The sequence below is a fragment of the Streptomyces sp. NBC_01433 genome (assembly GCF_026340105.1).
Classification (GTDB): Bacteria; Actinomycetota; Actinomycetes; order Streptomycetales; family Streptomycetaceae; genus Streptomyces.
This window is the reverse complement of the sequence record NZ_JAPEPM010000001.1, coordinates 1,400,512-1,422,411: the sequence shown is the minus strand read 5'-3', so window position 1 is coordinate 1,422,411 and position 21,900 is coordinate 1,400,512. Positions and strand designations below refer to the sequence as shown.

The 21,900-nt window shown below is 70.2% G+C and carries 26 protein-coding genes; 17 read left to right on the top strand and 9 right to left on the bottom strand.

Annotated features, from left to right (window positions below; all coding sequences use genetic code 11):
• Window positions 1-20 precede the first annotated feature (20 nt).
• Entirely contained in the window at window positions 21-521 is a 501-nt protein-coding gene (gene rpsI, locus OG413_RS06150) for a 30S ribosomal protein S9 (protein WP_266809931.1), read from the top strand.
• A 212-nt stretch (window positions 522-733) separates the two neighbouring features.
• Window positions 734-2,092 (top strand): phosphoglucosamine mutase, encoded by a 1,359-nt coding sequence (gene glmM / locus OG413_RS06145; RefSeq protein WP_266803396.1) that lies wholly within the window; start codon window positions 734-736, stop codon window positions 2,090-2,092.
• 64 nt (window positions 2,093-2,156) lie between these two features.
• On the opposite strand, the gene OG413_RS06140 is transcribed toward glmM, so the two are convergent.
• Complete coding sequence (locus OG413_RS06140; RefSeq protein WP_266803395.1) at window positions 2,157-3,095, bottom strand: DUF389 domain-containing protein; 939 nt, start codon at window positions 3,093-3,095, stop codon at window positions 2,157-2,159.
• A 14-nt stretch (window positions 3,096-3,109) separates the two neighbouring features.
• Window positions 3,110-4,105 (bottom strand): type I pantothenate kinase, encoded by a 996-nt coding sequence (coaA, locus tag OG413_RS06135; RefSeq protein WP_073718366.1) that lies wholly within the window; start codon window positions 4,103-4,105, stop codon window positions 3,110-3,112.
• Between the two features lie 269 nt (window positions 4,106-4,374).
• Between coaA and OG413_RS06130 the strand changes: the two genes are divergently transcribed.
• From OG413_RS06130 to OG413_RS06120, 3 genes are all read left to right on the top strand, one after another.
• Window positions 4,375-4,794, top strand: a complete 420-nt coding sequence (locus OG413_RS06130) for a helix-turn-helix domain-containing protein (RefSeq protein ID WP_266803394.1) — start codon at window positions 4,375-4,377, stop codon at window positions 4,792-4,794.
• A gap of 10 nt (window positions 4,795-4,804) precedes the next feature.
• Window positions 4,805-5,221: a VOC family protein gene (locus OG413_RS06125; RefSeq protein ID WP_266803393.1), complete on the top strand. Its 417-nt coding sequence runs from the start codon at window positions 4,805-4,807 to the stop codon at window positions 5,219-5,221.
• Between the two features lie 223 nt (window positions 5,222-5,444).
• Window positions 5,445-7,829: an excinuclease ABC subunit UvrA gene (locus OG413_RS06120; protein ID WP_266803392.1), complete on the top strand. Its 2,385-nt coding sequence runs from the start codon at window positions 5,445-5,447 to the stop codon at window positions 7,827-7,829.
• 142 nt (window positions 7,830-7,971) lie between these two features.
• Here the strand turns inward: OG413_RS06120 and OG413_RS06115 are convergent, their stop codons facing one another.
• Window positions 7,972-8,526, bottom strand: coding sequence for a CGNR zinc finger domain-containing protein (locus tag OG413_RS06115; protein WP_266803391.1), 555 nt, complete (start codon window positions 8,524-8,526; stop codon window positions 7,972-7,974).
• A 249-nt stretch (window positions 8,527-8,775) separates the two neighbouring features.
• On the opposite strand from OG413_RS06115, the gene OG413_RS06110 reads away from it, so the two are divergent.
• From OG413_RS06110 to OG413_RS06080, 7 genes are all read left to right on the top strand, one after another.
• Complete coding sequence (locus OG413_RS06110; protein WP_266803390.1) at window positions 8,776-9,999, top strand: MFS transporter; 1,224 nt, start codon at window positions 8,776-8,778, stop codon at window positions 9,997-9,999.
• Between the two features lie 119 nt (window positions 10,000-10,118).
• Window positions 10,119-10,682 (top strand): RNA polymerase sigma factor, encoded by a 564-nt coding sequence (locus OG413_RS06105; protein WP_266803389.1) that lies wholly within the window; start codon window positions 10,119-10,121, stop codon window positions 10,680-10,682.
• A complete protein-coding gene (locus OG413_RS06100) occupies window positions 10,679-11,494 on the top strand; it encodes a zf-HC2 domain-containing protein (RefSeq protein ID WP_266803388.1) in 816 nt (271 codons plus the stop codon). Before OG413_RS06105 ends, OG413_RS06100 begins: the two co-directional genes overlap by 4 nt.
• 86 nt (window positions 11,495-11,580) lie before the next feature.
• Window positions 11,581-12,387, top strand: a complete 807-nt coding sequence (locus OG413_RS06095) for an ABC transporter ATP-binding protein (protein ID WP_073718357.1) — start codon at window positions 11,581-11,583, stop codon at window positions 12,385-12,387.
• A complete protein-coding gene (locus OG413_RS06090; protein WP_266803387.1) occupies window positions 12,384-13,784 on the top strand; it encodes a hypothetical protein in 1,401 nt (466 codons plus the stop codon). The genes OG413_RS06095 and OG413_RS06090 overlap by 4 nt, the downstream gene beginning before the upstream one ends.
• On the top strand, window positions 13,781-14,356 hold the full coding sequence (locus OG413_RS06085; RefSeq protein WP_266803386.1) for a hypothetical protein: 576 nt from the start codon (window positions 13,781-13,783) through the stop codon (window positions 14,354-14,356). The genes OG413_RS06090 and OG413_RS06085 overlap by 4 nt, the downstream gene beginning before the upstream one ends.
• Before the next feature lie 215 nt (window positions 14,357-14,571).
• Window positions 14,572-14,778, top strand: a complete 207-nt coding sequence (locus tag OG413_RS06080) for a hypothetical protein (protein ID WP_266803385.1) — start codon at window positions 14,572-14,574, stop codon at window positions 14,776-14,778.
• 196 nt (window positions 14,779-14,974) lie between these two features.
• Here OG413_RS06080 and OG413_RS06075 read toward each other — a convergent pair whose 3' ends face one another.
• From OG413_RS06075 to OG413_RS06060, 4 genes are all read right to left on the bottom strand, one after another.
• Complete coding sequence (locus OG413_RS06075) at window positions 14,975-15,328, bottom strand: beta/gamma crystallin domain-containing protein (RefSeq protein ID WP_266803384.1); 354 nt, start codon at window positions 15,326-15,328, stop codon at window positions 14,975-14,977.
• Between the two features lie 565 nt (window positions 15,329-15,893).
• Entirely contained in the window at window positions 15,894-16,502 is a 609-nt protein-coding gene (locus OG413_RS06070; RefSeq protein ID WP_266803383.1) for a hypothetical protein, read from the bottom strand.
• 330 nt (window positions 16,503-16,832) lie between these two features.
• On the bottom strand, window positions 16,833-17,525 hold the full coding sequence (locus tag OG413_RS46870) for a hypothetical protein (RefSeq protein WP_323137814.1): 693 nt from the start codon (window positions 17,523-17,525) through the stop codon (window positions 16,833-16,835).
• A complete protein-coding gene (locus tag OG413_RS06060) occupies window positions 17,522-17,755 on the bottom strand; it encodes a hypothetical protein (RefSeq protein WP_266803382.1) in 234 nt (77 codons plus the stop codon). The genes OG413_RS46870 and OG413_RS06060 overlap by 4 nt, the downstream gene beginning before the upstream one ends.
• 92 nt (window positions 17,756-17,847) lie before the next feature.
• On the opposite strand from OG413_RS06060, the gene OG413_RS06055 reads away from it, so the two are divergent.
• The 3 genes from OG413_RS06055 to OG413_RS06045 all read left to right on the top strand — a co-directional run bounded on the left by OG413_RS06055 (window position 17,848) and on the right by OG413_RS06045 (window position 19,518).
• Window positions 17,848-18,687 carry a helix-turn-helix transcriptional regulator gene (locus tag OG413_RS06055; protein WP_266809927.1) on the top strand — a complete coding sequence of 280 codons (840 nt, stop codon included), beginning with the start codon at window positions 17,848-17,850 and terminating at the stop codon, window positions 18,685-18,687.
• On the top strand, window positions 18,684-18,893 hold the full coding sequence (locus OG413_RS06050) for a DUF397 domain-containing protein (RefSeq protein ID WP_266803381.1): 210 nt from the start codon (window positions 18,684-18,686) through the stop codon (window positions 18,891-18,893). The genes OG413_RS06055 and OG413_RS06050 overlap by 4 nt, the downstream gene beginning before the upstream one ends.
• Before the next feature lie 133 nt (window positions 18,894-19,026).
• Window positions 19,027-19,518, top strand: coding sequence for a MarR family winged helix-turn-helix transcriptional regulator (locus OG413_RS06045; RefSeq protein WP_266803380.1), 492 nt, complete (start codon window positions 19,027-19,029; stop codon window positions 19,516-19,518).
• Window positions 19,519-19,544: 26 nt separating this feature from the next.
• Here the strand turns inward: OG413_RS06045 and OG413_RS06040 are convergent, their stop codons facing one another.
• Entirely contained in the window at window positions 19,545-20,183 is a 639-nt protein-coding gene (locus tag OG413_RS06040; protein ID WP_266803379.1) for a LysE family translocator, read from the bottom strand.
• Between the two features lie 225 nt (window positions 20,184-20,408).
• Here OG413_RS06040 and OG413_RS06035 point away from each other — a divergent pair, with 225 nt between their 5' ends.
• Window positions 20,409-20,618: a DUF397 domain-containing protein gene (locus OG413_RS06035; RefSeq protein WP_266803378.1), complete on the top strand. Its 210-nt coding sequence runs from the start codon at window positions 20,409-20,411 to the stop codon at window positions 20,616-20,618.
• Between the two features lie 157 nt (window positions 20,619-20,775).
• On the opposite strand, the gene OG413_RS06030 is transcribed toward OG413_RS06035, so the two are convergent.
• Window positions 20,776-21,054 (bottom strand): helix-turn-helix domain-containing protein, encoded by a 279-nt coding sequence (locus OG413_RS06030; RefSeq protein WP_266803377.1) that lies wholly within the window; start codon window positions 21,052-21,054, stop codon window positions 20,776-20,778.
• 61 nt (window positions 21,055-21,115) lie between these two features.
• On the opposite strand from OG413_RS06030, the gene map reads away from it, so the two are divergent.
• Entirely contained in the window at window positions 21,116-21,883 is a 768-nt protein-coding gene (gene map / locus OG413_RS06025) for a type I methionyl aminopeptidase (RefSeq protein ID WP_266803376.1), read from the top strand.
• Window positions 21,884-21,900 lie beyond the last annotated feature (17 nt).

The window sequence follows — 21,900 nt, the reverse complement described above, 5'->3', positions numbered from 1 at the left end:
TTGAGACGACCACCGAAGACGTGGCGGGCACCGAGGGCGAAGAGGTTTTCGCCGAGGTGACCACCTTCGAATCGGAGGTTCCCGTCGAGGGCGAGTACACCAGCGAGTCCCTCGCCGGCCGCTTCGGCGACCCGCAGCCCGCCGCCGGCCTTGGCCGTCGCAAGAACGCCATCGCCCGCGTCCGGATCGTTCCGGGCACCGGCAAGTGGAAGATCAACGGTCGCACCCTTGAGGACTACTTCCCCAACAAGGTGCACCAGCAGGAAGTCAACGAGCCCTTCAAGGTGCTTGAGCTCGACGGCCGCTACGACGTCATCGCCCGTATCTCGGGTGGCGGCGTCTCCGGTCAGGCCGGTGCCCTGCGCCTCGGCGTGGCCCGCTCGCTGAACGAGGCCGACGTGGACAACAACCGCGCCACGCTGAAGAAGGCCGGCTTCCTCTGCCGCGACGACCGTGCGGTCGAGCGCAAGAAGGCCGGTCTCAAGAAGGCCCGTAAGGCCCCGCAGTACAGCAAGCGCTAAATCGCCTGCTCGTCTGTTTTACTCGTTCGCCCCGGCGGCACACCTGTGCTGCTGGGGCGTTCGTTTATCGCCCCTCGCGGGCGTATAACGGCATAAGACGCTTATTGGCATTTCCTCGTCCGGTCGCGCGGTGCGCAGCCGTGGCTTGTTGCGTTTTGCCTGTTTCTTGGTTGCTGTGGTTGTGCGGTTTCGGAGCATCTCGGAGGACACCAGTGGGACGACTCTTCGGCACGGACGGCGTGCGCGGTGTCGCCAACGCGGACTTGACGGCCGAGCTCGCGCTCGGACTCTCGGTCGCGGCGGCGCACGTACTCGCCGAGGTGGGCACCTTCGAGGGCCATCGGCCGACCGCCGTGGTGGGCCGGGACCCACGCGCGTCCGGAGAGTTCCTGGAGGCCGCCGTCGTGGCGGGCCTCGCCAGCGCGGGCGTGGACGTCCTGCGCGTCGGGGTGCTGCCCACGCCCGCCGTCGCGTATCTCACCGGCGCGCTCGGCGCCGACATCGGCGTGATGCTCTCCGCCAGCCACAACGCCATGCCGGACAACGGTGTGAAGTTCTTCGCGCGCGGCGGTCACAAGCTCGCCGACGAGCTGGAGGACCGGATCGAGACCGTCTACGACCAGCACCGCACCGGTGCGCCGTGGGCGCGCCCGACCGGTGCCGGCGTCGGCCGGGTCACCGACTACGCGGAGGGCTTCGACCGCTACATCGCCCACCTCATCGCGGTCCTGCCGAACCGGCTCGACGGGCTGACGGTCGTCCTCGACGAGGCGCACGGTGCCGCCGCCAAGGTGTCGCCCGAGGCGTTCACGCGGGCCGGGGCCGAGGTCATCACGATCGGCGCCGACCCCGACGGCCTCAACATCAACGACGGCTGCGGCTCCACCCACCTGGAGCTGCTGCGCGCCGCCGTCGTCGAGAACGGTGCCGACCTGGGCATCGCGCACGACGGCGACGCCGACCGCTGCCTGGCCGTGGACGCGGCGGGCGAGGAGATCGACGGCGACCAGATCCTGGCCGTGCTCGCCCTCGCCATGCGGGAGGCCGGGAAGCTGCGCAAGGACACCGTGGTCGGCACGGTCATGTCGAACCTCGGCTTCAAGATCGCCATGGAGCGGGAGGGCATCCGGCTCATCCAGACGGCCGTCGGCGACCGCTACGTCCTGGAGTCGATGAAGGCCGAGGGCTTCGCGCTCGGCGGCGAGCAGTCCGGCCACGTCATCGTCCTGGACCACGCCACGACCGGCGACGGCACCCTGACCGGCCTGATGCTGGCCGCCCGGGTCGCCGCGACCGGCCGGAGCCTGGCCGAGCTGGCCGGGGTCATGCAGCGCCTGCCGCAGGTGCTCATCAATGTGCCGGACGTCGACAAGTCCCGGGTGAGCACGTCCTCCGAGCTGGCCACGGCGGTCATCGAGGCGGAGCGGGAGCTGGGTGCCACCGGGCGCGTACTGCTGCGCCAGTCGGGTACGGAGCCGCTGGTACGGGTCATGGTCGAGGCGGCCGACATCGAGCAGGCGCGGGCCGTGGCCGGGCGCCTGGCCGATGTGGTGAAGTCCGCCCTCGGGTGACGGAGGCCGCACGCGCAGGCGGCGTGACGTCAGGTGAGGTGTGAGGTGTCGTGCCCCGGCCGGTTCAGACCGGCCGGGTGCGGCGGAGGTGGGCCGACCACAGGACCTTCTGGGCCAGCAGGGTGAGCGTGCCCGCCACGATGATGCCGCCCAGGTTGGCCAGCAGTTGCTGCACGGAGCCGACCGTCTGGGTGTAGTCCGTGTAGCTGAACGCGACCGCCGCGTTCGCCGCCGCCGGAACCGTCGTCACCGAGATCGCCACGCCGATCAGCGCCCCGGACTTCGCCGAGGTGAGCGACAGCGTCCCGGCGATGCCCGCCAGGAACGCGACCACGAACGACATCCAGTCCGGCTTCCAGATGAAGGCCGTGTTGGGCCGGTCCCCCTCGACCATCGAGCGGGTGAACAGCCCGAAGGAGTCCATCAGCCAGGCGAAGCCCACCGTCAGCACCATCGCGATGGCGAAGCCGCCGATCAGCGCCCACAGCGAGCGCCACACCAGGCGCGGGGCGCGCTGCACCAGGGCCGTGGAGATCCCGGCCAGCGGGCCGAACTCCGGGCCGACCGCCATCGCGCCCACGATCAGGATCGCGTTGTCGAGCATCACACCGCAGGCGGCGAGCATCGTGGCGACGGTGAGGAACGCCAGGTACGTGACGCTGAACGTCGACTCCTCGTGGGTGACCTCCGTCAGCTCCTCCCACAGCACCGCGTCCGCACCCTCGCCCGGTGCCTCCTCCTCCGCCCGGTCGGCGTGCGCGGAGAGCGTCAGATCCATGTTCTCGACGGTGATCGAGCCGGACTTGTCGATGCCCAGGTCGCGTAGCTCGCCGATCAGTTCGTCGCCCGCCTCACGGGCCACGTCGCACAGGATCACATCGCCGACGGGACTGCGTGCCGCGCCCGTCAGGACCGCCAGATGGGTGGTGCCCACGGTGGTCTCCAGAAGGTGGACCACCTCGTCCGTGGCGTCGGCGGGGACGATCAGGCGCAGATGCAGCACGGCGCTCCAGGGGGTCAGAGTTTGCGCAGGGACAAACGCTGGACCTTGTGGTCCGGCCCCTTGCGGAGCACCAGGGTGGCACGGCCGCGCGTCGGCGCGACGTTCTCCAGCAGGTTGGGCTTGTTGATGGTCCGCCACATCGTGCGCGCGTAGTCCATGGCCTCCTCCTCGGAGACCTGGGTGTACTTGCGGAAGTACGAGGACGGGTTCTGGAACGCCGTCTCGCGCAGCTTGCGGAAGCGGTTGAGGTACCAGGTCTCGATGTCCTCGGCGCGCGCGTCCACGTACACGCTGAAGTCGAAGTAGTCGGCGAGCCCGACCCTGGTCCGGCCGTCCTTGCCGGGCATGGCGGGCTGGAGCACGTTGAGGCCCTCGACGATGAGGATGTCGGGGCGGCGCACGGTGAGGCGTTCGTCCGGCACGATGTCGTAGATCAGGTGTGAGTAGACGGGGGCGGTCACCTCGTCCTTGCCGGCCTTGATGTCGGCGACGAAACGGGTCAGGGCGCGCCGGTCGTACGACTCCGGGAACCCCTTGCGGGACATCAGGCCGCGCGCCTGGAGCTCCTTCATCGGGAGCAGGAAGCCGTCGGTGGTGACCCGTTCGACGCGCGGGTGCTCCGGCCAGCGGGCCAGCAGCGCCTGGAGGATACGGGCGCTGGTGGACTTGCCCACGGCGACACTGCCCGCGACCCCTATGACGAACGGGGTGCCGCGCTGCTCGCCGTGGCCGTTGCCCGCGTCGCCCAGGAAGGTGTTCAGGGCGCCGCGCAGGCCGGAGGTGGCCTGGACATAGAGGTTGAGGAGCCGCGAGAGCGGCAGATAGACGTCCCGTACCTCGTCCAGGTCGATGACGTCGCCGAGCCCGCGCAGCGCCTCCACCTCCTCGGCGGTCAGCGGCAGCGGGGTCTTGTCCCGAAGAGCGCTCCACTCGGCACGCGACAGGTCGACATAGGGCGTCGGCGCGTGGTCGGTGCGACGGGAGCTGCTCCGGGACGGCGAAGTGATCACAGGTTCATTGTTGCGGGAGTTTGAACGGAGTGGAGGGTGGGCTCGGTCACGTAGGTGCGTAGCGGGGTTACGGGGAGTGCGGGGCGGGGCGGGGCGTGGCGGGTGCGGGGGTACGGGGGTACGGCGTCGGGCCCGCGTCGTGGTGGTCGTCCGGACACAGAGCGCCTCCAGGGGGGTGGTCGGTCGGTGAGTCCGGCACCCCCTGTTGCCCGCAGCGGCCGGAAAGGTTCACGGGGGCGGGCCACCGCGACCGTGCGATGCTGGGGTGTATGAACCTGGAGGACCTGGTACGGCTGCGCCGGGCCCGGGACGCGATGGACCGTGATTACGCGCTGCCGCTGGACGTCCCGGCGCTGGCGAAGGTCGCCCTGATGTCGTCCGGCCACTTCTCCCGCAGCTTCCGTGCCGCCTACGGGGAGACGCCCTACCGCTATCTGATGACCCGCCGTGTCGAGCGGGCGAAGGCGCTGCTGCGCCGGGGCGACATGAGCGTGACGGAGGTCTGCTTCGCGGTGGGATGTACCTCGCTGGGGTCGTTCAGCTCACGCTTCACGGAGCTGGTCGGCGAGAGCCCCAGCGCCTACCGGGCCCGCCGTCACGAGGCCGGTGCCGCGATCCCGCCGTGCGTCGCCAAGGTCCGCACGCGACCGGTCAGGAATGGAGAAGCGGAATCCGCCGCCTCCTCGTAGCGTCGAAGGCATGAACATCAAGCTCACACAGTGCTTCATCGCCGTCGACGACCACGACAAGGCGCTCCCCTTCTACCGCGACGTCCTCGGCATGGAGGTCCGCAACGACGTCGCGTTCGAGGGGATGCGCTGGGTGACCGTCGGCTCACCGTCGCAGCCGGACGTGGAGATCGTCCTCGAACCCCCGCTCGCCGACCCCAACGCCGCGCCCGCCGATCGGCAGGTGATGGCGGAGCTGCTGGCCAAGGGCCTGCTGCGCGGCGTGATCTTCTCCACCGACGACGTCGACGCCACCTTCGAGAGCATTCGGGCCGCCGGCGGGGACGTCGTGCAGGAGCCGATCGACCAGCCGTACGGCGTCCGCGACTGCGCCTTCCGCGACCCGGCGGGCAACATGCTCCGCTTCAACCAGCCCCGCAAGGCGTGAGGACCGGCGCTCAGCCAGGGACCGGCCTGCGGCAGGAAGTCCTGCGGTAGGGTCCCGGCCCATGGCTGAGCGCCCCCGCCCGTAAGGGAGGCAGCGGACCCTCACCACGATCACAGGCCGACTTACCAGAAGCCGACGACGCGCGAGCCGACGAGGCCCGAACCGACGTACCAGAAGCCGACGAAGCGCAAGCCGACGACGCAGAAGCCGGAGAACGACCAGCATGGCCACGAAGAAGGACCCGCAGTCGCCCGCGCCGCACGCTGCCGACAGCCACGACCTGATCCGCGTGCACGGTGCGCGGGAGAACAACCTCAAGGACGTCAGCATCGAGATCCCGAAGCGCCGGCTGACGGTGTTCACGGGTGTCTCCGGTTCGGGCAAGAGTTCGTTGGTGTTCAGCACGATCGCCGCGGAGTCGCAGCGGCTGATCAACGAGACGTACAGCGCCTTCGTCCAGGGCTTCATGCCGACGCAGGCGCGGCCCGAGGTCGACGTCCTCGAAGGGCTGACGACGGCGATCATCGTCGACCAGCAGCGGATGGGCGCCGACCCGCGCTCCACGGTCGGCACCGCCACCGACGCCAACGCGATGCTGCGCATCCTCTTCAGCCGGCTCGGGAAGCCGCACATCGGCCTGCCGAGCGCGTACGCGTTCAACGTCCCCTCGGTCAGGGCCAGCGGTGCGATCACCGTCGAGCGCGGTGCCAAGAAGGCCGTGAAGGCGACCTTCAACCGCACCGGCGGCATGTGTACGCGCTGCGAGGGCCGGGGAACCGTCTCCGACATCGACCTCACCCAGCTCTACGACGACTCCAAGTCACTCGCCGAGGGCGCGTTCACCATCCCCGGCTGGAAGTCGGACAGCCAGTGGACCGTGGGGCTCTACGCCCAGTCGGGCTTCCTCGACCCGCACAAGCCGATCAGCAGGTTCACCAAGAAGGAGATGCGGGACTTCCTCTACGGCGAGCCGACCAAGGTCAAGGTCAACGGCATCAACCTCACCTACGAGGGGCTGATCCCCAAGATCCAGAAGTCGTTCCTGGCCAAGGACAAGGAGGCGATGCAGCCGCACATCCGGGCGTTCGTGGAGCGGGCGGTCACCTTCACCACCTGCCCCGAGTGCGACGGCACCCGGCTCAGCGAGGGGGCCCGGTCCTCGAAGATCAAGCGGATCAGCATCGCCGACGCGTGCGCGATGCAGATCAGCGACCTGGCCGAATGGGTACGCGGCCTCCGCGAGCCGTCGGTGGCGCCGCTGCTCGACGCGCTGAGCCAGACGCTCGACTCGTTCGTGGAGATCGGTCTCGGCTATCTCTCGCTCAACCGGCCCGCGGGCACGCTGTCGGGCGGCGAGGCGCAGCGCGTCAAGATGATCCGCCACCTCGGCTCCTCGCTCACCGACACCACCTATGTCTTCGACGAGCCCACCATCGGGCTGCACCCCCATGACATCCAGCGGATGAACGACCTGCTGCTGCGGCTGCGGGACAAGGGCAACACGGTGCTCGTCGTGGAGCACAAGCCGGAGACGATCGCGATCGCCGACCATGTGGTCGACCTGGGGCCCGGCGCCGGTACGGCGGGCGGCACCGTCTGCTTCGAGGGCACCGTCGAGGGGCTGCGGGCGGGCGGCACAGTCACCGGCCGCCACTTCGACGACCGGTCCTCCTTCAAGGAGACGGTGCGCAAGCCCACCGGCGCGCTGGAGATCCGCGGCGCGACGGAGAACAACCTGCGCGACGTCGACGTCGACATCCCCCTCGGGGTCCTGGCCGTCATCACGGGTGTCGCCGGTTCCGGCAAGAGCTCGCTCGTGCACGGGTCGATTCCCACCGGTGAGGGCGTGGTGTCCATCGACCAGGCGCCGATCAAGGGCTCGCGGCGGAGCAATCCGGCGACGTACACCGGACTGCTCGACCCGATCCGCAAGGCGTTCGCGAAGGCCAACGGCGTGAAGCCCGCACTGTTCAGCGCCAACTCCGAGGGCGCCTGTCCCACGTGCAACGGTGCCGGTGTCGTCTTCACGGACCTGGGGATGATGGCCGGTGTCGCCAGCACCTGCGAGGAGTGCGAGGGGAAGCGGTTCCAGGCATCGGTGCTGGAGTACCGCTTCGGAGGCCGTGACATCAGCGAGGTACTCGCGATGTCGGTGAGCGAGGCGGAGGAGTTCTTCGGCTCCGGCGAGGCGAGTACGCCCGCCGCGCACCGCGTCCTCGTCCGCCTCGCCGATGTCGGGCTGGGCTACATCAGCCTCGGCCAGCCGCTCACCACGCTGTCCGGCGGCGAGCGGCAGCGGCTCAAGCTGGCCACCCACATGGGGGAGAAGGGCGGTGTCTACGTCCTCGACGAGCCGACCACCGGACTCCACCTCGCCGACGTGGAGCAGCTGCTCGGCCTGCTCGACCGGCTGGTCGACTCCGGGAAGTCGGTCATCGTCATCGAGCACCACCAGGCGGTCATGGCGCACGCCGACTGGATCATCGACCTCGGCCCCGGCGCCGGTCACGACGGCGGCCGGGTCGTCTTCGAAGGCACCCCCGCCGACCTCGCCGCCGACCGCTCCACCCTCACCGGCGAGCACCTGGCGGCGTACGTCGGGGTCTGAACGGGGCGCATTCAGGCCCGCGCGGGCCTGAATGGGTCTGAACAGGTCTGAACGGGTCTGAACAGGATCGGCGCGCCCGTCACGGGCGCGCCGATTCCCGTTGTACCGGCCTTCGGATGACGCGGCCGCTCCGGCGGGAGCCTCAGTCGCTGCCGACGGCATGCTTGGCCGCGTACCGGCGGGCCTTGGTCCGGTTGCCGCAGACCCGCATGGAGCACCAGCGGCGGCTGCGGTTCTTGGAGACGTCCCAGAACACCCAGGCGCAGGCGTGCTCGGCACAGCGCTTGAGGCGGGCGACCTCGCCGGTGGCGAGCAGTTCGCTCCACGCGATGGCGATCGTCGCCAACGCCTGCTTGGCGGGCGGGAGTTCGGGGTCGGGAATCAGGGACGTGCCCGCTCCTCGTCGTACGGTGGCGAGAAGCGGCAGCTCGCGCAGGGCCTCCTCGGCCGCCGCCACGCGGCGCGCGTCGGGGGAGTCGCCCGCGTGTACGCCCAGTTCCTCGCGGATTCCGTCGCGCAGTCGCAGCGCCAGATCGTGGTCGGCGGGAGCGATCCGGCCGCCGGGCGGCAGGAGCCCCCGCTCGGTCAGCCAGGCGGCGAGCTGCGCGGGCTCGGTCACGTCGTCGGTGCCGAGTTCGACGTCGACGGTGTTGGCGAACGCTTCGACCAACCGGGCCGAAGGCGGTGCTTCGAGCATGGGTCACCTCCTGGTCCCGGTCAGTCTACCCCTCGCGTAACCGGCTAAGCGCTTGACTGGTTCGCGCCGGTGATGTCAGGCTGCGTACCGATAACCGGTCAAGCATTTAGAGGGTTAGGGGAATGCTTCATGGGTGCTCAGGCTCCATCGGCCGCCGAGGACGCGGCATCAACCGTGCCGCCTGTACCGTCCGTATCGCTTGCGCCGTCCATAGCGCCTATAGCGCCCATACCGCCCGTTCCTCCCGCAGTGGATGCGCACGGCACCCGCAACACCCGCGTCCTGCTCGCCCTCACCGCGTTCACCAACCTCGCGGACGGGATCATCAAGATCGCCCTGCCGGTGCTGGCCACCCGGATCACCAGCTCGCCCGGCCCGGTCGCCCTGGTCGCCCTCACCCTCACGCTGCCGTGGCTGCTCGTCTCCCTCCCGGTCGGCCTCCTCGTGGACCGCGTCGACCGTCGGCGGCTGCTCTGGCTGGCCAACGGAGTGCGGCTCCTCGCGGTCGGCTGGCTGTTCCAGACCGTCACCGCCGGACAGGTCACCCTCACGTCCCTGGCCGTCACGGGCGCGGCGCTCGGCATCGCCGAAGTCGTCGCGCAGACCGCGGAGTCGGCACTGATCCCCACCCTGGTCCCGCGTGCCGCACGTGAACGCGCCAACGCGTGGATCACCGGCGTCGAGACCGCTGCCAACGAATTCTGCGGCCCCATGGTCGGCGGCCTGCTCCTGGCCGCCGGGACGGGAATCGCGCTCGGCGCGACCTGGGCCGGGTATCTCGCGGCCGTACTGCTGCTGTTCCTGCTCGTCGGCCGGTTCCGCGCCGAGCGGCCCGCCGCCGCCGCGCCGCGGAAGGACGCGGGCCGGGCGGGCGGCCGGCTCACCGAAGGGCTGCGCTACCTGTGGCGGCACCGGCTGCTGCGCACCATGAGCCTGATCCTCACGGTCCTGTGCGCGAGCTGGGGCGCCTGGCTGGCCCTGATGCCACTGATCGCGAAGGAGCTGATGGGGCTCTCCACCCAGGAGTACGGCATCGTCCTCAGCGCCCTCGGCGTCGGCGGGCTGGTCGGCACCCTGGCCGTGGTCCGGGTCAACCGGCTGCTCGGCCGTCGGTGGGCGATGTTCGCGGACCTGCTCGGTACGTTGGCGATGATGGCGGTCCCCGTCCTCACCGCGAACCTCTGGGCCGTCGCCGTCGCGGCCTTCCTCGGCGGCATGGGCGGCACCCTCTGGACGGTCAACGCCCGCCTCATCTCCCAGAACCTGGTCCCGGACGCCCTGATGGGCCGCTACTCCAGCGCCTCCCGCCTGCTCACCTGGGGCGGCATGCCGGTGGGCGCGGCCCTCATCGGCCTGCTGGCCGAGTGGTTCGGGATACGGGCGGCGTTCCTCGTCTTCGCGGCCGCCATCGCCCTCACGATCCCGCCGTTCCTGCGGATCGTGACCACGGACGAACTGCGCCGAGCGCTCTGAGCGGGGGCTCAGCGGCTCACCGGTTGCCCGAAGGCCGCCGGAGCGGCAGCACCACCTCGAATGTGACCCGGATCACTCCCCAGGGAAAACCTGCGGCCCCGGCAGGGCGTCTAGCAGGTGTGAAACGGCTCAGGGCGGCAGCGCCGCAGGAACTGGACGAGGAGCGCCTCCTACGACGGGTGGCCCGGGGCGACCGGGCCGCCTTCGAGGAGCTGTACCGGCGCACGTCGCCGTGGCTGGCGGTGCGGCTGCGCCGCCGCTGCGCCGACCCGCAGATCGTCGCCGAGGTCATGCAGGAGACGTATCTGGCGGTGTGGCGGGCGGCGGGCTCCTTCGCCGGGAGCCACACCGGCGGAACGGCCGTCGGCTGGCTGTGGACGATCGCGGCCCGCCGCCTCGTCGACGCGTTCCGGCGCAGGGCCCACCACGCGGAGCCGCCGCCCGCCGCCGCTCCGCACCCCGTGGCGCCCGCGGCCGAGGAGGAGGCGCTGGTGGCCACCGTCGGCGGTGACGTCGGGGACGCGCTGCGGCGGCTCGCACCGGAGCTCAGAGAAGTACTGCAGGCCATGGTGCTCGACGGACTGTCCGTCCGGGAGACCGCCGTTCTGCTCGGAGTGCCCGAGGGAACGGTCAAGACCCGCGCCCGACGGGCCCGGATCATGATGCGGGAGGCGCTGGCATGAACGTGGAACACGCGTCGGCACGGCTCATCGACGGGTACGCGCGCGGCGACACGGAGCTCGTCGCGGACGAGGTATGGGCCCTGGAGGCCCATCTGGAGGGGTGCCGGGTCTGCCGTGACCGGCTGTCGGCGGCCGTCACGGTCGAGGCCCCCGCACTGGTGGCGCTGACCGACGCCGTCTGGTCCGATCTCGAACACGAACTGGCCGCGGCCGTCCCGGCACCGTCGCGCCGGCGCCGTACGAGGCTGTCGGCATGGGCGACGCCCGCCATGACGCCGTGGCTGGCCATGGTCCTGGCCGTGACGGCGCTCGCACTGCTGCTGGACCTGGTGGGACCCGGCCCCGGCCAGGTGTCCCTGGTGCTGCTGGTCGCCCCCCTCCTGCCCGTGTGCGGTGTGGCCGCCTCGTGGTCGCGCGGCCTGGACCCGGCGTACGAGCTGACGGCCTCCACGCCGAGAGCCGGGCTGCAACTGGTGCTGCGGCGCACCGCCTCCGTGCTCGCCGTGGTGATCCCCGCGCTGCTGGCGGGGGGATGGGCGACCGGGGTGACGGCCGCGCAGTGGCTGCTGCCCTGTCTGGCCTTCACCTCGATGACCCTCGCGCTCGGCGGCGTGATCGGCGTGACACGCGCCGCCGTCGCCATGGTGGCCGCATGGGCCGTGGTGGTGGCGGCGCCGACCCTGGCCACCAGCCGTACGGCCGCCGCCCTTCAGGAGGGCGGACTGCCGGTGTGGGCGCTGATCCTCGCGCTCGGCGTCGCCGTCGTGATCGCCCGCAGGGGCGCGTACACCGTGCTGGCAGCGAACCGTTGAACCCCCCTCTCGGAACCCCGGGAGAACCCCAACAGAACCAACAGAACCAACAGAACCAACAGAACCAACAGAAGAGGAAGCGCACGATGCCCGCAGTGAGTAGGGCCGACATCGCGCCCACGGCCTACGCCTGGGAGATCCGGGCGACCGGACTGAAGGTGAAGGTCGGCAGGAACCGGATGGCCGTCGACGGGCTCGACCTGTCGCTGGGCACCGGAGTACACGGACTTCTCGGCCCCAACGGGGCGGGCAAGACCACCCTCATCCGGGCGCTGGCCACCGTACTGCGCCCCGCCGGGGGTGAGCTGGAGCTGCTCGGGGAGTCCGCGGGCGGGCTGGGCGAGCACCGGGCGCTGCGTCGCCGGATCGGCTACCTGCCGCAGGACTTCGGCTACTACAAGCGCTTCACCGTGCGCGAGTTCGTCGAGTACATGGCGTGGCTCAAGGAGGTGCCCAAGGCGGACATCCCCGGGGCGACGCAGCGCGCCGTGGAGCGGGTCGGTCTGGCCGACCGCGCCGACGACCGGATGAAGGCCCTGTCGGGCGGGATGGTGCGACGGGCCGGCATCGCCCAGGCCATCGTCAACGACCCGTCGATCCTGCTCCTGGACGAGCCGACGGTCGGCCTGGATCCGGCGCAGCGGCTGCGCTTCCGCGACCTGCTCCAGGAGTTGGGGACGGACGCCTGTGTGGTCGTCTCGACCCATCTGGTGGAGGACGTGGCCGCCGCCTGCACCGACGTGGTGCTCTTCGCCGAGGGGCGGCTGGTCTTCCAGGGCACCCCGGACGAGCTGGCCGCGGCGGGCGGCCCGGAACACGTGGGCGACAGCCCGCTGGAGCGCGGTTACTCGGCACTGCTGGCCGACCCCGCACAGACGAAGGGCGCCTGGTGAACCTCCGTATTCTGCGCATCGAACTGCGGCGGTCCGTCGCCCCGTGGGCCGGCGCCGTCATCCTGGTGGCCGCGCTCGCGTTCCTCCTTCTCATCCCCGGAGCGTGGTCGAAGGGCTCCGTCCTGTGGACCGCGCAGTGGACCTCCATGGCCCTGTGGATCCGGTACCTGCTGTTCTTCCTCTGGCCGCTCGCGGTGGGGCTCGGGGCGCTCCAGGGGCTGCGCGACCACCGCTCGAAGATGCCCGAACTGCTGACCAGCACGCCACGGCCCGCACGGCACCGCGCGGCGACCGTGGCGGGCACGACGGCATTCGCGCTGTTCGTGGCCTTCGCTCTTCTCGTCGTCGTGGGCGCGGTACAGGTCCTGGCGGGCGACGCCTCGTACACCCACATCGGCTGGCTGCCCATCTCGCTGGTGGGGGCGCTCGCGCTGGCTGCCGGGGCGGTCCTCGGCATGGGGGTCGCGCGGGCCCTGCCCTCCGTCCTCACCCCGCCCGCACTGGCCGTGGCCGCCCTGGTGTTCAACAACTTCTTCCGGCAGATGCAGACTTCGGACGCCCCGCAGCCGACCGCCGGGTTCATGTCGAACGCTCTCTCGCTGCTGTCACCGGCGACGGCCGACGTACGCGAAACGCTCCTCACGCTCTCCGGCTCCGTGCAGCTCGGGCAGACGCTCTGGCTGCTCGGCATGGCCGCGACGGGTCTGGTCCTGCTGGCCGCCACCCGCCCGCGCACCCGGCTGCTCGCCCTCACTCCCCTGGTGGCGGGCGGGGCGCTCGCCCTGCTCCTGCTGCCGGCCACCGCCCGCGACACGTACGTCGTCGACCGGGCCGCGGCGAAGCAGGTGTGCGACGGCCCGGTGTGCGTGACGACGCTCCGGCAGGCGAGGCTCGACGCCCTGGCGGGTCCCGGCAAGGAGGCGCTTCGGCTGATGCGCGGCGCCCTGGGTGACCGGGCCCCCGTCGCCATCCGTGAGACCGCCGTTCCGAGGGCGATCGCCGGCGTGCCGGAACGGCCGCGCGACTCCGTGCTCCTCGACTTCGACGACCGGACGATCGGCGAGGCCGAGGGCGAGCGCCCGGTCACCCGGGCCCTGGTCGCCCAGGGCATGGTCCCGCTGTGCAGCCCCCGCAGCGAGACCGAGAGCGGCACGCAGGAGGAGGCCGCCGCGCAGAGCATCGCGACCGCGTGGGTCCTCGGGGAGGACCTCCGGCCGCTCGCCGGGACCATGTATCCCGTGAAGGACCAGAACGACCTGGCCCGCCCGGTGTGGAAGAAGTTCGTCGCGCTGCCGAAGGCGGAGCAGCAGCGGCGGATCGGCGCCATGCACGCCGCCGCGGTCTCCTGTTCGTCGGAGGACGCGCTGACCGTACTGAACGGTGGTGCGCTCCGGTGAGATGGCTGACGCTGTACGCGCGCTCGCGGCAGCTGCCCGCCTCGCTCGCGGCGGTGGTGATCGGCGCGCTGGTGGTGTGGGCACTCGCCGGGATCGGCGGCGGCACGCTGGGGGACCCGCGGCTGATCATGCTCATCCTCACCGCGGGAGCCATGGCGTTCTCGGTCGGTCTGGGCGGCCAGGACCGCGCGTTGGACCGGACGGCCGCGATCCGCTGGATGCCCCGCAGGGCGGCGCACGTGCTGCTCTGCGGCGTGCTCATCGGCGCGGTGCTGCTGGCGGTGCAGACGATGAGCGGCCAGTCGGCCTCCGCCGCCTTCGTCGTGCGCAACAGCGCGGGGCTGATCGGACTCGTCGCCATGGGGGCGGCCTGGTGCGGGGCGCAGTACGCGTGGATCCCGCCGTTCGCGTGGCTGTCGGTCTCCTTCGTCGTCCCGCCCGCGTCGGGTGTGGGGACGCAGGTGCTGACCTGGATGATGCTGCCGACCGGCACGGCGACCGCCACCTGGGCGGCCCTCGTCCTGGTCGTCGCCGGTACGGCGGTCTACGCGGTCGGGGGACCCAGGCGTTAGCGGCGGTGGGGGGCCGGTTCCAGGGGGAGAGGCTCCAGGAGGAGAGGGTCCTCCACCACCCGATCGATGTGCGCATGGAACCGTCCGCGTCGGGATACGCGTCGAAATAACTGGCCGGAGGAGCGACGGGCAGCAACCCGCGCCGGGTCCGGGGAGCGTCTGCCGGTCCTGGGACAATCTGTGGGACCGGCGGACTGAACGCGAAGGTGGGAACCATGGTGCTTCCGGTACTGCTCGTCGTCCTGGCCGTCTGCGTCGGTGGGTGCGTGTGTGTGGTCTGGGCGGGGCGCGGTGGGCCCCGCTGGGTCCGCGCCGTGGCGGCCGTGACGCTGGCCGCAGGGACGCTGGTACGTGACGTGAGGGGAAGGAACCGGCGCCGGAACAGGTGGTCCATCGGCGGCGGCACCAGCGGGGACGGCTGAGCGTGAGCGGTGACACCGGAACCGTTACGGAACATGCCGGTACAGGCCACGCGGAAAGCGCGTGGCCTGTATCGATGAACCGGGCAGCGGTTAATTCAACCGTGCGATGAATTCAGGTTCATTCGGTAAGGGGAGGGAATCTGTGAAGGGCCGTGAGTCGGTGCGGCCTTTCCTGGGGAACTGGCCCGCTCGTCAGCTAAAGGATTTCGATGTCCTTGACCAGCGGGGGGTGGTTCGGGAAAGTGATGTCGGTCCATCGATTGATGCGTACCGAGTCGCCGTTCTCGTCGTAGTAGATGAGATCGTTGTTGCCCGTCGAAATACGGTCGACCCACCAGCTGCCGAAGTTGGTCCGGCCCTTGTTGGCGTAGCAGTCCACGCTGGACCTGCCGTCCAGGTGCGACCAGATCTTCAGGAAGTTCTCCCCACCACGGCACTCGACGTGGTCGATGGCGAAGGCGTTGCCCGTGGGCATGGCCATCGTGACCCCGACGGTGGCGGCGAACGCCACGGCCGCGGAACGGGCGAACCTCTTCGTCTTTGAGATCACAAGTTCTCCTTCATTCGATATTCGAACGGGGAGGCGACGGTGCGGCCGGACAAATGAAGGTGCGTCGAAAACATATTCGCCTGCCTTCGTGCGGACCTTCCGTCGTCTCGTCTCTCGTGCTTGCTCTACGAAGATCCTGTAAGGCAGCTGTGTATGGCAATCATTCGCGACTCCCTGGGCCGGAATGCACCCCTAAATGTCTAGATCGAGAGTGCGTGGGGGAGTTAACACGTTTCAATCTCGTGGCTGCCGTGGGCCTTTCCCGGTTTCGGTGCGCGCCGGTCGGGTGCGGCGTCCGGCAGGGATCGGATGTGCCGATACGAGTGGGTGGAGCGTGGGGCCGGGGCGGGTGCCTGGAGCAGTGGGACGGCTTCACCTTCGTGATGCTCGGTACCGCACCGATCCGGTCTCGTCGTGCTGCCGATCGCACGGACCGGTCGGCTGCCCTCTCTCTGCAAAAGGCAGCCGACCGGCGTTGGTCTCCGCCCCCGCGCGGCGCGTCGTCCCGATGGACGGGCGACGCCACCGTGCGACAGGGGCGGAAGTCTCGTCGTGGTGCTGGGGGTTACGGAAGTTCGGCGACTTTCACTCCGCGTAGTTGGCGGAGGAGGAGGAAGGCGAGCATGCCGGGGTGGCGGGGTTTGCTGTAGGGGGAGAGTTGTCCGTTTTCGGTGGAGATCCAGCCGGTGGTGGTGAGGCGGTAGAGGGTGCCGGATACCCCGTAGAGGTGGGGTTTGCGTACGCGGAGGAGGACGTGTTCGCCGCGGCGGAGGAAGGGGCATTGTCGCAGGGAGATGCGGGCGTGTTCCGTACAGAGCGGGGGCATGGTGGTGAGTGATTTCTCGGGCCAGGTGGGGGGTGAGTCCTCGCGCTGCCAGTCGATGAAGAGCCAGCCGTCTTTGTTGCGGTCGGCGGGCTGTGCGCAGATCTGGCAGAGGAGGTGTTCCATGCAGGTGCGTTGGCGGGTGGAGTGGAGGGAGTCGTACTGGACGTGTCCGGGGTCGGGGGACTCCTCGACGCGTACCCAGAGGTTTCCGTGCTTGTCGCGGTCTTCGGGGCGTGGGTTCCGGTAGGTGAGCCGGGGGCCGTTCGCGGTGAATTCGACGGTCAGGGTGGATTCCGGCATGCCTTTGTCGGTGCTCCGTGAGGCGACGTACGGGGTCAGGAGAGGCATGGGTTCCTCCTCGTGGGGGTGGTGGGGCCGCCCGGCTGCCGCCGTCCCCGTGACAGGGGGCAGCCGGGCGGGGTCTGGGGGTTACTGGGCAGGCAGAGGTGTGCGCGGGGTGCGGGGTGTCGCGATGGGTGGGGCGGTTTTCGCGTGGGGGCAGCCGGGTTTGGTGCTGGTGCAGAGGTTGCGGTGGGGGCAGTCCTGGATCCGGGTCTCGGGGCTGTTTTCCACGGGGATCGCTCCATGCCTTGTGGGGTGGTGCCCGTCCTGGCCGCCCGTGGGGGAGCCACTGCGAACGCGGCCAGGACGGGGGTCTGTGGGGTGCTGGAGGCCGGGCTAGGCGGGTCGGCCGGTGAGGGTGACGTGCAGTCCGACGGCCGGGTCGGTCACGGTGAGCAGGGTGCCGGGGCCGGTTTCCAAGTGGCGTAGTGCGTCGGTCTGGCGTTGGTCGTCGGTGGCCCAGGCGCGGAGGTTTTCGGGGGCGTCGGAGCTGTGGAAGGTGACCGGCCGGACGTCGTTCTTCGCCCGTGTCCAAGGGGTGGTGTCGGGGGGTTCGGGGTGTCCGTGCCCGTCCGCGAGCCGTAGTGCCTGTCTGCGGAGCCATCGCAGGGCGAGGCGGCGGTTGGGTGCGGTGATCCGGCCGAGCGATGTCGCGCGCCTGGTCCCGGCGCTCACGGTGACCTCGGCGACGTAGTCCGTGCCTGCGGCGGCGGCACGTTCGCCGGAGCCGTGGCGGGGGCCGGGGGCGGGGCGGACCAGGCGCTGGAGGAGGTCGGCCGCCGCTTCGACCGCGTGCTGCCGGGCGGTGCGTTCCGCGTCGTGCCGGGCGATCGCGGCGTCCAGCCCGGCGAGGAACAGGGCCCGGTAGGCGGGGTCGGTCTCGATGCGTTGCAGCTCGGCGAACAGGGGTTGTGGCGGTGGTGGTTGTGGGGCGAGTGCCCGGATGATCCGGGGGAGGTGCCGGCGCAGGAGGATTCCGGCGGCTCCGAGGGCGAGGGCGAGCCGGACCATCACGAACCCCGGCCTCATGACGGCGCTCCGTGCTCGGCGGTCTCGTGGCGCCGGCGCGAGGCCCGGCAGGCGGCCTGTTTGGAGGCATCGCGCTCGGCACCGGCCACGGCCTCGGCGTGGTCGATCTCCTGGCAGCCCCGGCACGGCTCCGGCGCGGGCAGGCCGTCGTGGACGACCGGCCGTACGAGGGTGCCGGGGGCGGGTACGTGGGGGGTACGTCCGTTCGGAGAACCGTTTTTCGTAGACACGATCGTTCCTCTCCGTGGTCATTTCGCTACCAGGTGAGATGAGCGTGACCTAGGGTCGGCCCGTATTCAACGTGGCAGAAACGGAGAACACATTGGTAAACATCAAGGAGTTGAACCCGGAGTCGTCACCGGAGGCGGCGTACGGCGCACGACTACGCAGGGCACGAGAGGCGCGCGGCTGGAAGCAGGATGACCTAGGTGTACGGATCGGCTACACGGGGCGGCATGTCTCGGGGGTCGAGAACGGCCGCAAACCGCCAACCCGCAGGTTCTCGATCGGTGTGGATGCCGCACTCGGGACCGAAGGAACAGCCGATTCGTTCGAGCGCGAGTGGCGCGAGATCAGCCATGGCAGCCTGCTGGAAGGCTTCCCGGAGTACGTGGGGTACGAAGGCCGGGCGGTAGAGATCCGGCTGTATGAAATCGGCATCATTCCGGGGCTGTTGCAGACACCCGAGTACGCACAGGTGCTGGCTGACAGTGCCGTGCGCAGGGGAGCGATCACGTCCGAGCAGGCGGCCGAGCGAGTTTCGTTCCTCGCGGAGCGCCAGGCGGCGTTGGTGCGGAGCCGCCCTCCCATGGTGTTCGTTACCATCGACGAAAGCTGCATCCGTCGGCCCGTCGGCGGGACCAGCATCATGGATGCCCAGTTGGCGCGCCTGATCGAGTTCGCCGAACTGCCGAACACGATGATTCAGGTGGCACCGTACGAGATAGGCGAGCGCCGCACGTTCGACCTTCCGGTCAACCTCCTGACGCTGTCTGATCGGTCCGTGATCTGCTACGCGGAGTCTCAAGCACAGGGTCACTTGGACCGCGAAAGTACGTCCGTGCTGCCTATGTTGACGGCCTACCATCAACTACAGGCCGAAGCGCTGTCCCAGGCGGCGACCGTCGCCATGATCAGCCAGTTACGAAAGGGCACCCCGTGACGACCGAATCCCCCCGCTGGTTCACGTCCTCGTACAGCAACAACGGCGGCAACTGCGTCGAGGTTGCCGCCAACCTCGCCGCCTCGCGCGGCATGGTCCCCGTACGTGACTCCAAGGATCTGAGCGGTCCCACCCTGGACCTTCGTGCCGATGCGTTCGCTTCCTTCGTGGCGGGCGTCAAGGCCGGAGAGTTCGGCACCGTCTGAACACCCGGTTCCTCACCGAGCCGGACAGCCCCGTCGTGCGCCGCATGGTGGGGCTTCGTGCTGTCCCGGCCCGACACCGTCACGTGCCGCAATCGCCCCGCCCCGAGGCGCTTTTGGGATGTAGCGTCGGATCATGGAGCCGCCGACTGACACCGCCACCGATCAGGCACCGGCCGATCCGGCCGCCACGGACGACATGCTGGCCACGCAGCCCGTCGGGTACTGGAGCGGCCTTGCTCATGGGGTCGTCCCCCGGCACCTGCGTGATGCGATGGCCAGGATCGACGTGACGCAGCCGCAGTACTGGGTGTTGAACCGTCTGAACGGCGTTTCCTCGGCGCCGAGTCGTGAGCAGGTCGTCGTCCAGCTGACGCCCCTCGCGGACGGGCCGCACGAGATGGGGCGGGTCGTCGACCAGCTGGTCCACCGTGGCTGGCTGCGGTGCGACGCCGGGCACCGTCTGTACCTCACCGAGGCCGGGGAGGCGGCCAGGGTGCGGCTGCGCGAGCTGGTGACCGAGGTGCGCGCCGTGGTCCACGCGGGCATCAGCGACGAGGAGTACGTGGCCGCGCTCAAGGTCCTGCGCAGGATGGTGGCCAACGTGGAGGAAGCCGGAGTCTCCTGACGAACGGACCGTGGCGGCGCGGGTGTTCAGTCGCCGAGAGCCAGTCGGATACCGAATGCGGCGATGACGGTGCCGGTGATCCGGTCGAGCAGGCGGCGGGCCCGGGGCTTGCGGAGCCAGCCGTGCAGCACCTGGGCGAAACCGATGAGGACGGCCGACCAGATCAGGCCGATGAGGATGTGCACCGTGGTGAGCAGGAGTCCCATGGTGAAGTGGTTCGCGCCGACGGGGATGAACTGGGGCAGGACGGCGACGTAGAAGGCACCCATCTTGGGGTTGAGGAGGTTGGTGAGTGTTCCCTGCCGCCAGCCGTCGCTTGCCGAGTCCGTACCGGCGAGCAGCCCGGATTCGTTCGTGTCCGGGGCCCGTAGTTTCTGGAAGGTGTCCCGGAGCATGCGGACACCCATCCAGACCAGGTAGGCGGCGCCGACCCAGCGCAACGCCGTGTAGGCGAGGTGGGAGGCCGTGAGGAGTGCGGTCACTCCGAGGGAAGTGAGCGCACCCCAGAGGAGGGTGCCGGTCTGGATTCCGAGGACGACGCCCCACGCTCTCCTGCGGCGGCCGAGGGCCGAGGTGCGCAGGATCAGAGCGGTGTCGAGACCGGGAGTGAGAGTGAGGAGCCCTACAACCAGGGCGAAGGACCACAGCGCAGTACTCATTGCCATGGAATGCCAGGCTACCTCCACCCGATCCGCTGTTTCGCTCCTCCATCCCGCTTAGTGACCTAATACACGTACATCAGGTGCTGCCCATCGGGTTCGGGCGGGTCACCTGGGCGGGAAAACGCCTCACTTCCGCCCGTGTGGGCGGCCTACTGTCGGAGGCGGGCCGAAGCCGCTGTCCCGGGCGTCGACCGCTGCCATGATCAGTCGGCCAGGAAAGGGCACTCCGTGATGACCGAATCCCCCTGCTGGTTCACGTCTTCATACAGTGAGAACGGTGGCGCCTGCGTCGAGGTCGCCGCCAACCTCGCCGCCTCGCGCGGCGTGGTCCCCGTACGTGACTCCAAGGATCTGAGCGGTCCCACCCTGAACCTTCGCGCCGATGCGTTCGTCGGCTTCGTGGCGGGCGTCAAGGCCGGAGCGTTCGGCACCGTCTGAGCAACCGGCCGACTGGTCGGCGTATACCTCTCGAAGAGGGCCCCACCGTGCGTCGCACGGTGGGGCTTCGCGCTGCCCTGGGTGCGTGTGGGCGAGAGCGCTTCTGCCGTGGTGCGTCAGGGAGTTCTGCCCCCGCCGCCGGTCGGCGCGGGGCGGGTCACGCCGCCGTCGCCTGCTCGCCGCCCTCGGCGTCTTCTTCCGCGCAGGCGACGGCCAGGCCGTCCAGCGACAGGCCCAGCGCGTGGGCCAGGGCCGCCACGGTGAAGAAGGCCGGGGTCGGGGCCCGGCCGGTCTCGATCTTGCGGAGGGTTTCCGCGGACACCCCGGCCGCCGCTGCCACGTCCACCATGCTGCGGTCGCCGCGGGCCTCGCGGAGCAGGGCCCCGAACCGCTGCCCACGTCGACGCTCCTGCGGGCTCAAAGGAACTCTCACCATGTCCGTGATACTAATACCGGTATAATTATTGGGTAGCGGCGCATCGCAAGGAGTCTGGAACATGGTGGAGATCAAGACCGACACGGCAATGGAAGCGATGCGGGAGGCGGGACGCGTCGTGGCCCACGCCCTGGCGGCCGGTCGCGCGGCGGCAGCCGTGGGAGTCCGCCTGAGTGAGCTCGACGAAGCCGCCCGCGCCGTTCTCGACAAGGCCGGAGCGCGCTCTCCGTTCCTGGGATACCGGCCGTCCTTCGCCCCCACCCCCTTCCCCGCCGTGATGTGCGTGTCCGTGAACGACGCCGTCGCACACGGCATCCCCGGCGACTACCGCCTGCGCGACGGCGACCTGGTCGGCCTCGACTGCGGAGCCGAACTCGACGGCTGGACCGGGGACGCGGCGATCAGCTTCATCGTCGGCACCCCTCGCCCCGCCGACCTCGAACTCATCGCCGCCACCCAGCGGGCCCTGGACGCGGGCATCGCCGCCGCCACCACCGGCCACCGGATCGGAGACATCTCCCATGCCATCGGCGCGGTCGCCCGCAAGGCCGGCTGCGGCATGCCCTCCGACTTCGGCGGCCACGGCATCGGCCGCACGATGCACGAAGACCCCCACGTCCCCAACCACGGACGGCCCGGCCGCGGTTTCCCCCTGCGCCACGGCCTCACGCTCGCCATCGAGCCCATGCTCATGGCCGGAGGGCACAACGACTACTACACCGACCCCGACGGATGGACCCTGCGCACGATCGACGGCAGCCGGGCCGCCCACATCGAACACACCATCGCCATCACCGAGGACGGCCCCCGCATCCTGACCCTGCCCTGATCACGGATCCGCTCACA

Bases quoted from the DNA above. Each gene is read 5' to 3' on its own strand.
- OG413_RS06130 (WP_266803394.1), top strand. From the start codon at position 4,375: ATGAACCTGGAGGACCTGGTACGGCTGCGCCGGGCCCGGGACGCGATG.
- OG413_RS06030 (WP_266803377.1), bottom strand. From the start codon at position 21,054: ATGGTGAGAGTTCCTTTGAGCCCGCAGGAGCGTCGACGTGGGCAGCGG.
- OG413_RS06070 (WP_266803383.1), bottom strand. From the start codon at position 16,502: ATGCCTCTCCTGACCCCGTACGTCGCCTCACGGAGCACCGACAAAGGC.
- OG413_RS06095 (WP_073718357.1), top strand. From the start codon at position 11,581: ATGCCCGCAGTGAGTAGGGCCGACATCGCGCCCACGGCCTACGCCTGG.
- map (WP_266803376.1), top strand. From the start codon at position 21,116: ATGGTGGAGATCAAGACCGACACGGCAATGGAAGCGATGCGGGAGGCG.
- OG413_RS06125 (WP_266803393.1), top strand. From the start codon at position 4,805: ATGAACATCAAGCTCACACAGTGCTTCATCGCCGTCGACGACCACGAC.
- OG413_RS06115 (WP_266803391.1), bottom strand. From the start codon at position 8,526: ATGCTCGAAGCACCGCCTTCGGCCCGGTTGGTCGAAGCGTTCGCCAAC.
- OG413_RS06040 (WP_266803379.1), bottom strand. From the start codon at position 20,183: ATGGCAATGAGTACTGCGCTGTGGTCCTTCGCCCTGGTTGTAGGGCTC.
- OG413_RS06100 (WP_266803388.1), top strand. From the start codon at position 10,679: ATGAACGTGGAACACGCGTCGGCACGGCTCATCGACGGGTACGCGCGC.
- OG413_RS06120 (WP_266803392.1), top strand. From the start codon at position 5,445: ATGGCCACGAAGAAGGACCCGCAGTCGCCCGCGCCGCACGCTGCCGAC.
- OG413_RS46870 (WP_323137814.1), bottom strand. From the start codon at position 17,525: ATGAGGCCGGGGTTCGTGATGGTCCGGCTCGCCCTCGCCCTCGGAGCC.
- OG413_RS06045 (WP_266803380.1), top strand. From the start codon at position 19,027: ATGGAGCCGCCGACTGACACCGCCACCGATCAGGCACCGGCCGATCCG.
- OG413_RS06080 (WP_266803385.1), top strand. From the start codon at position 14,572: ATGGTGCTTCCGGTACTGCTCGTCGTCCTGGCCGTCTGCGTCGGTGGG.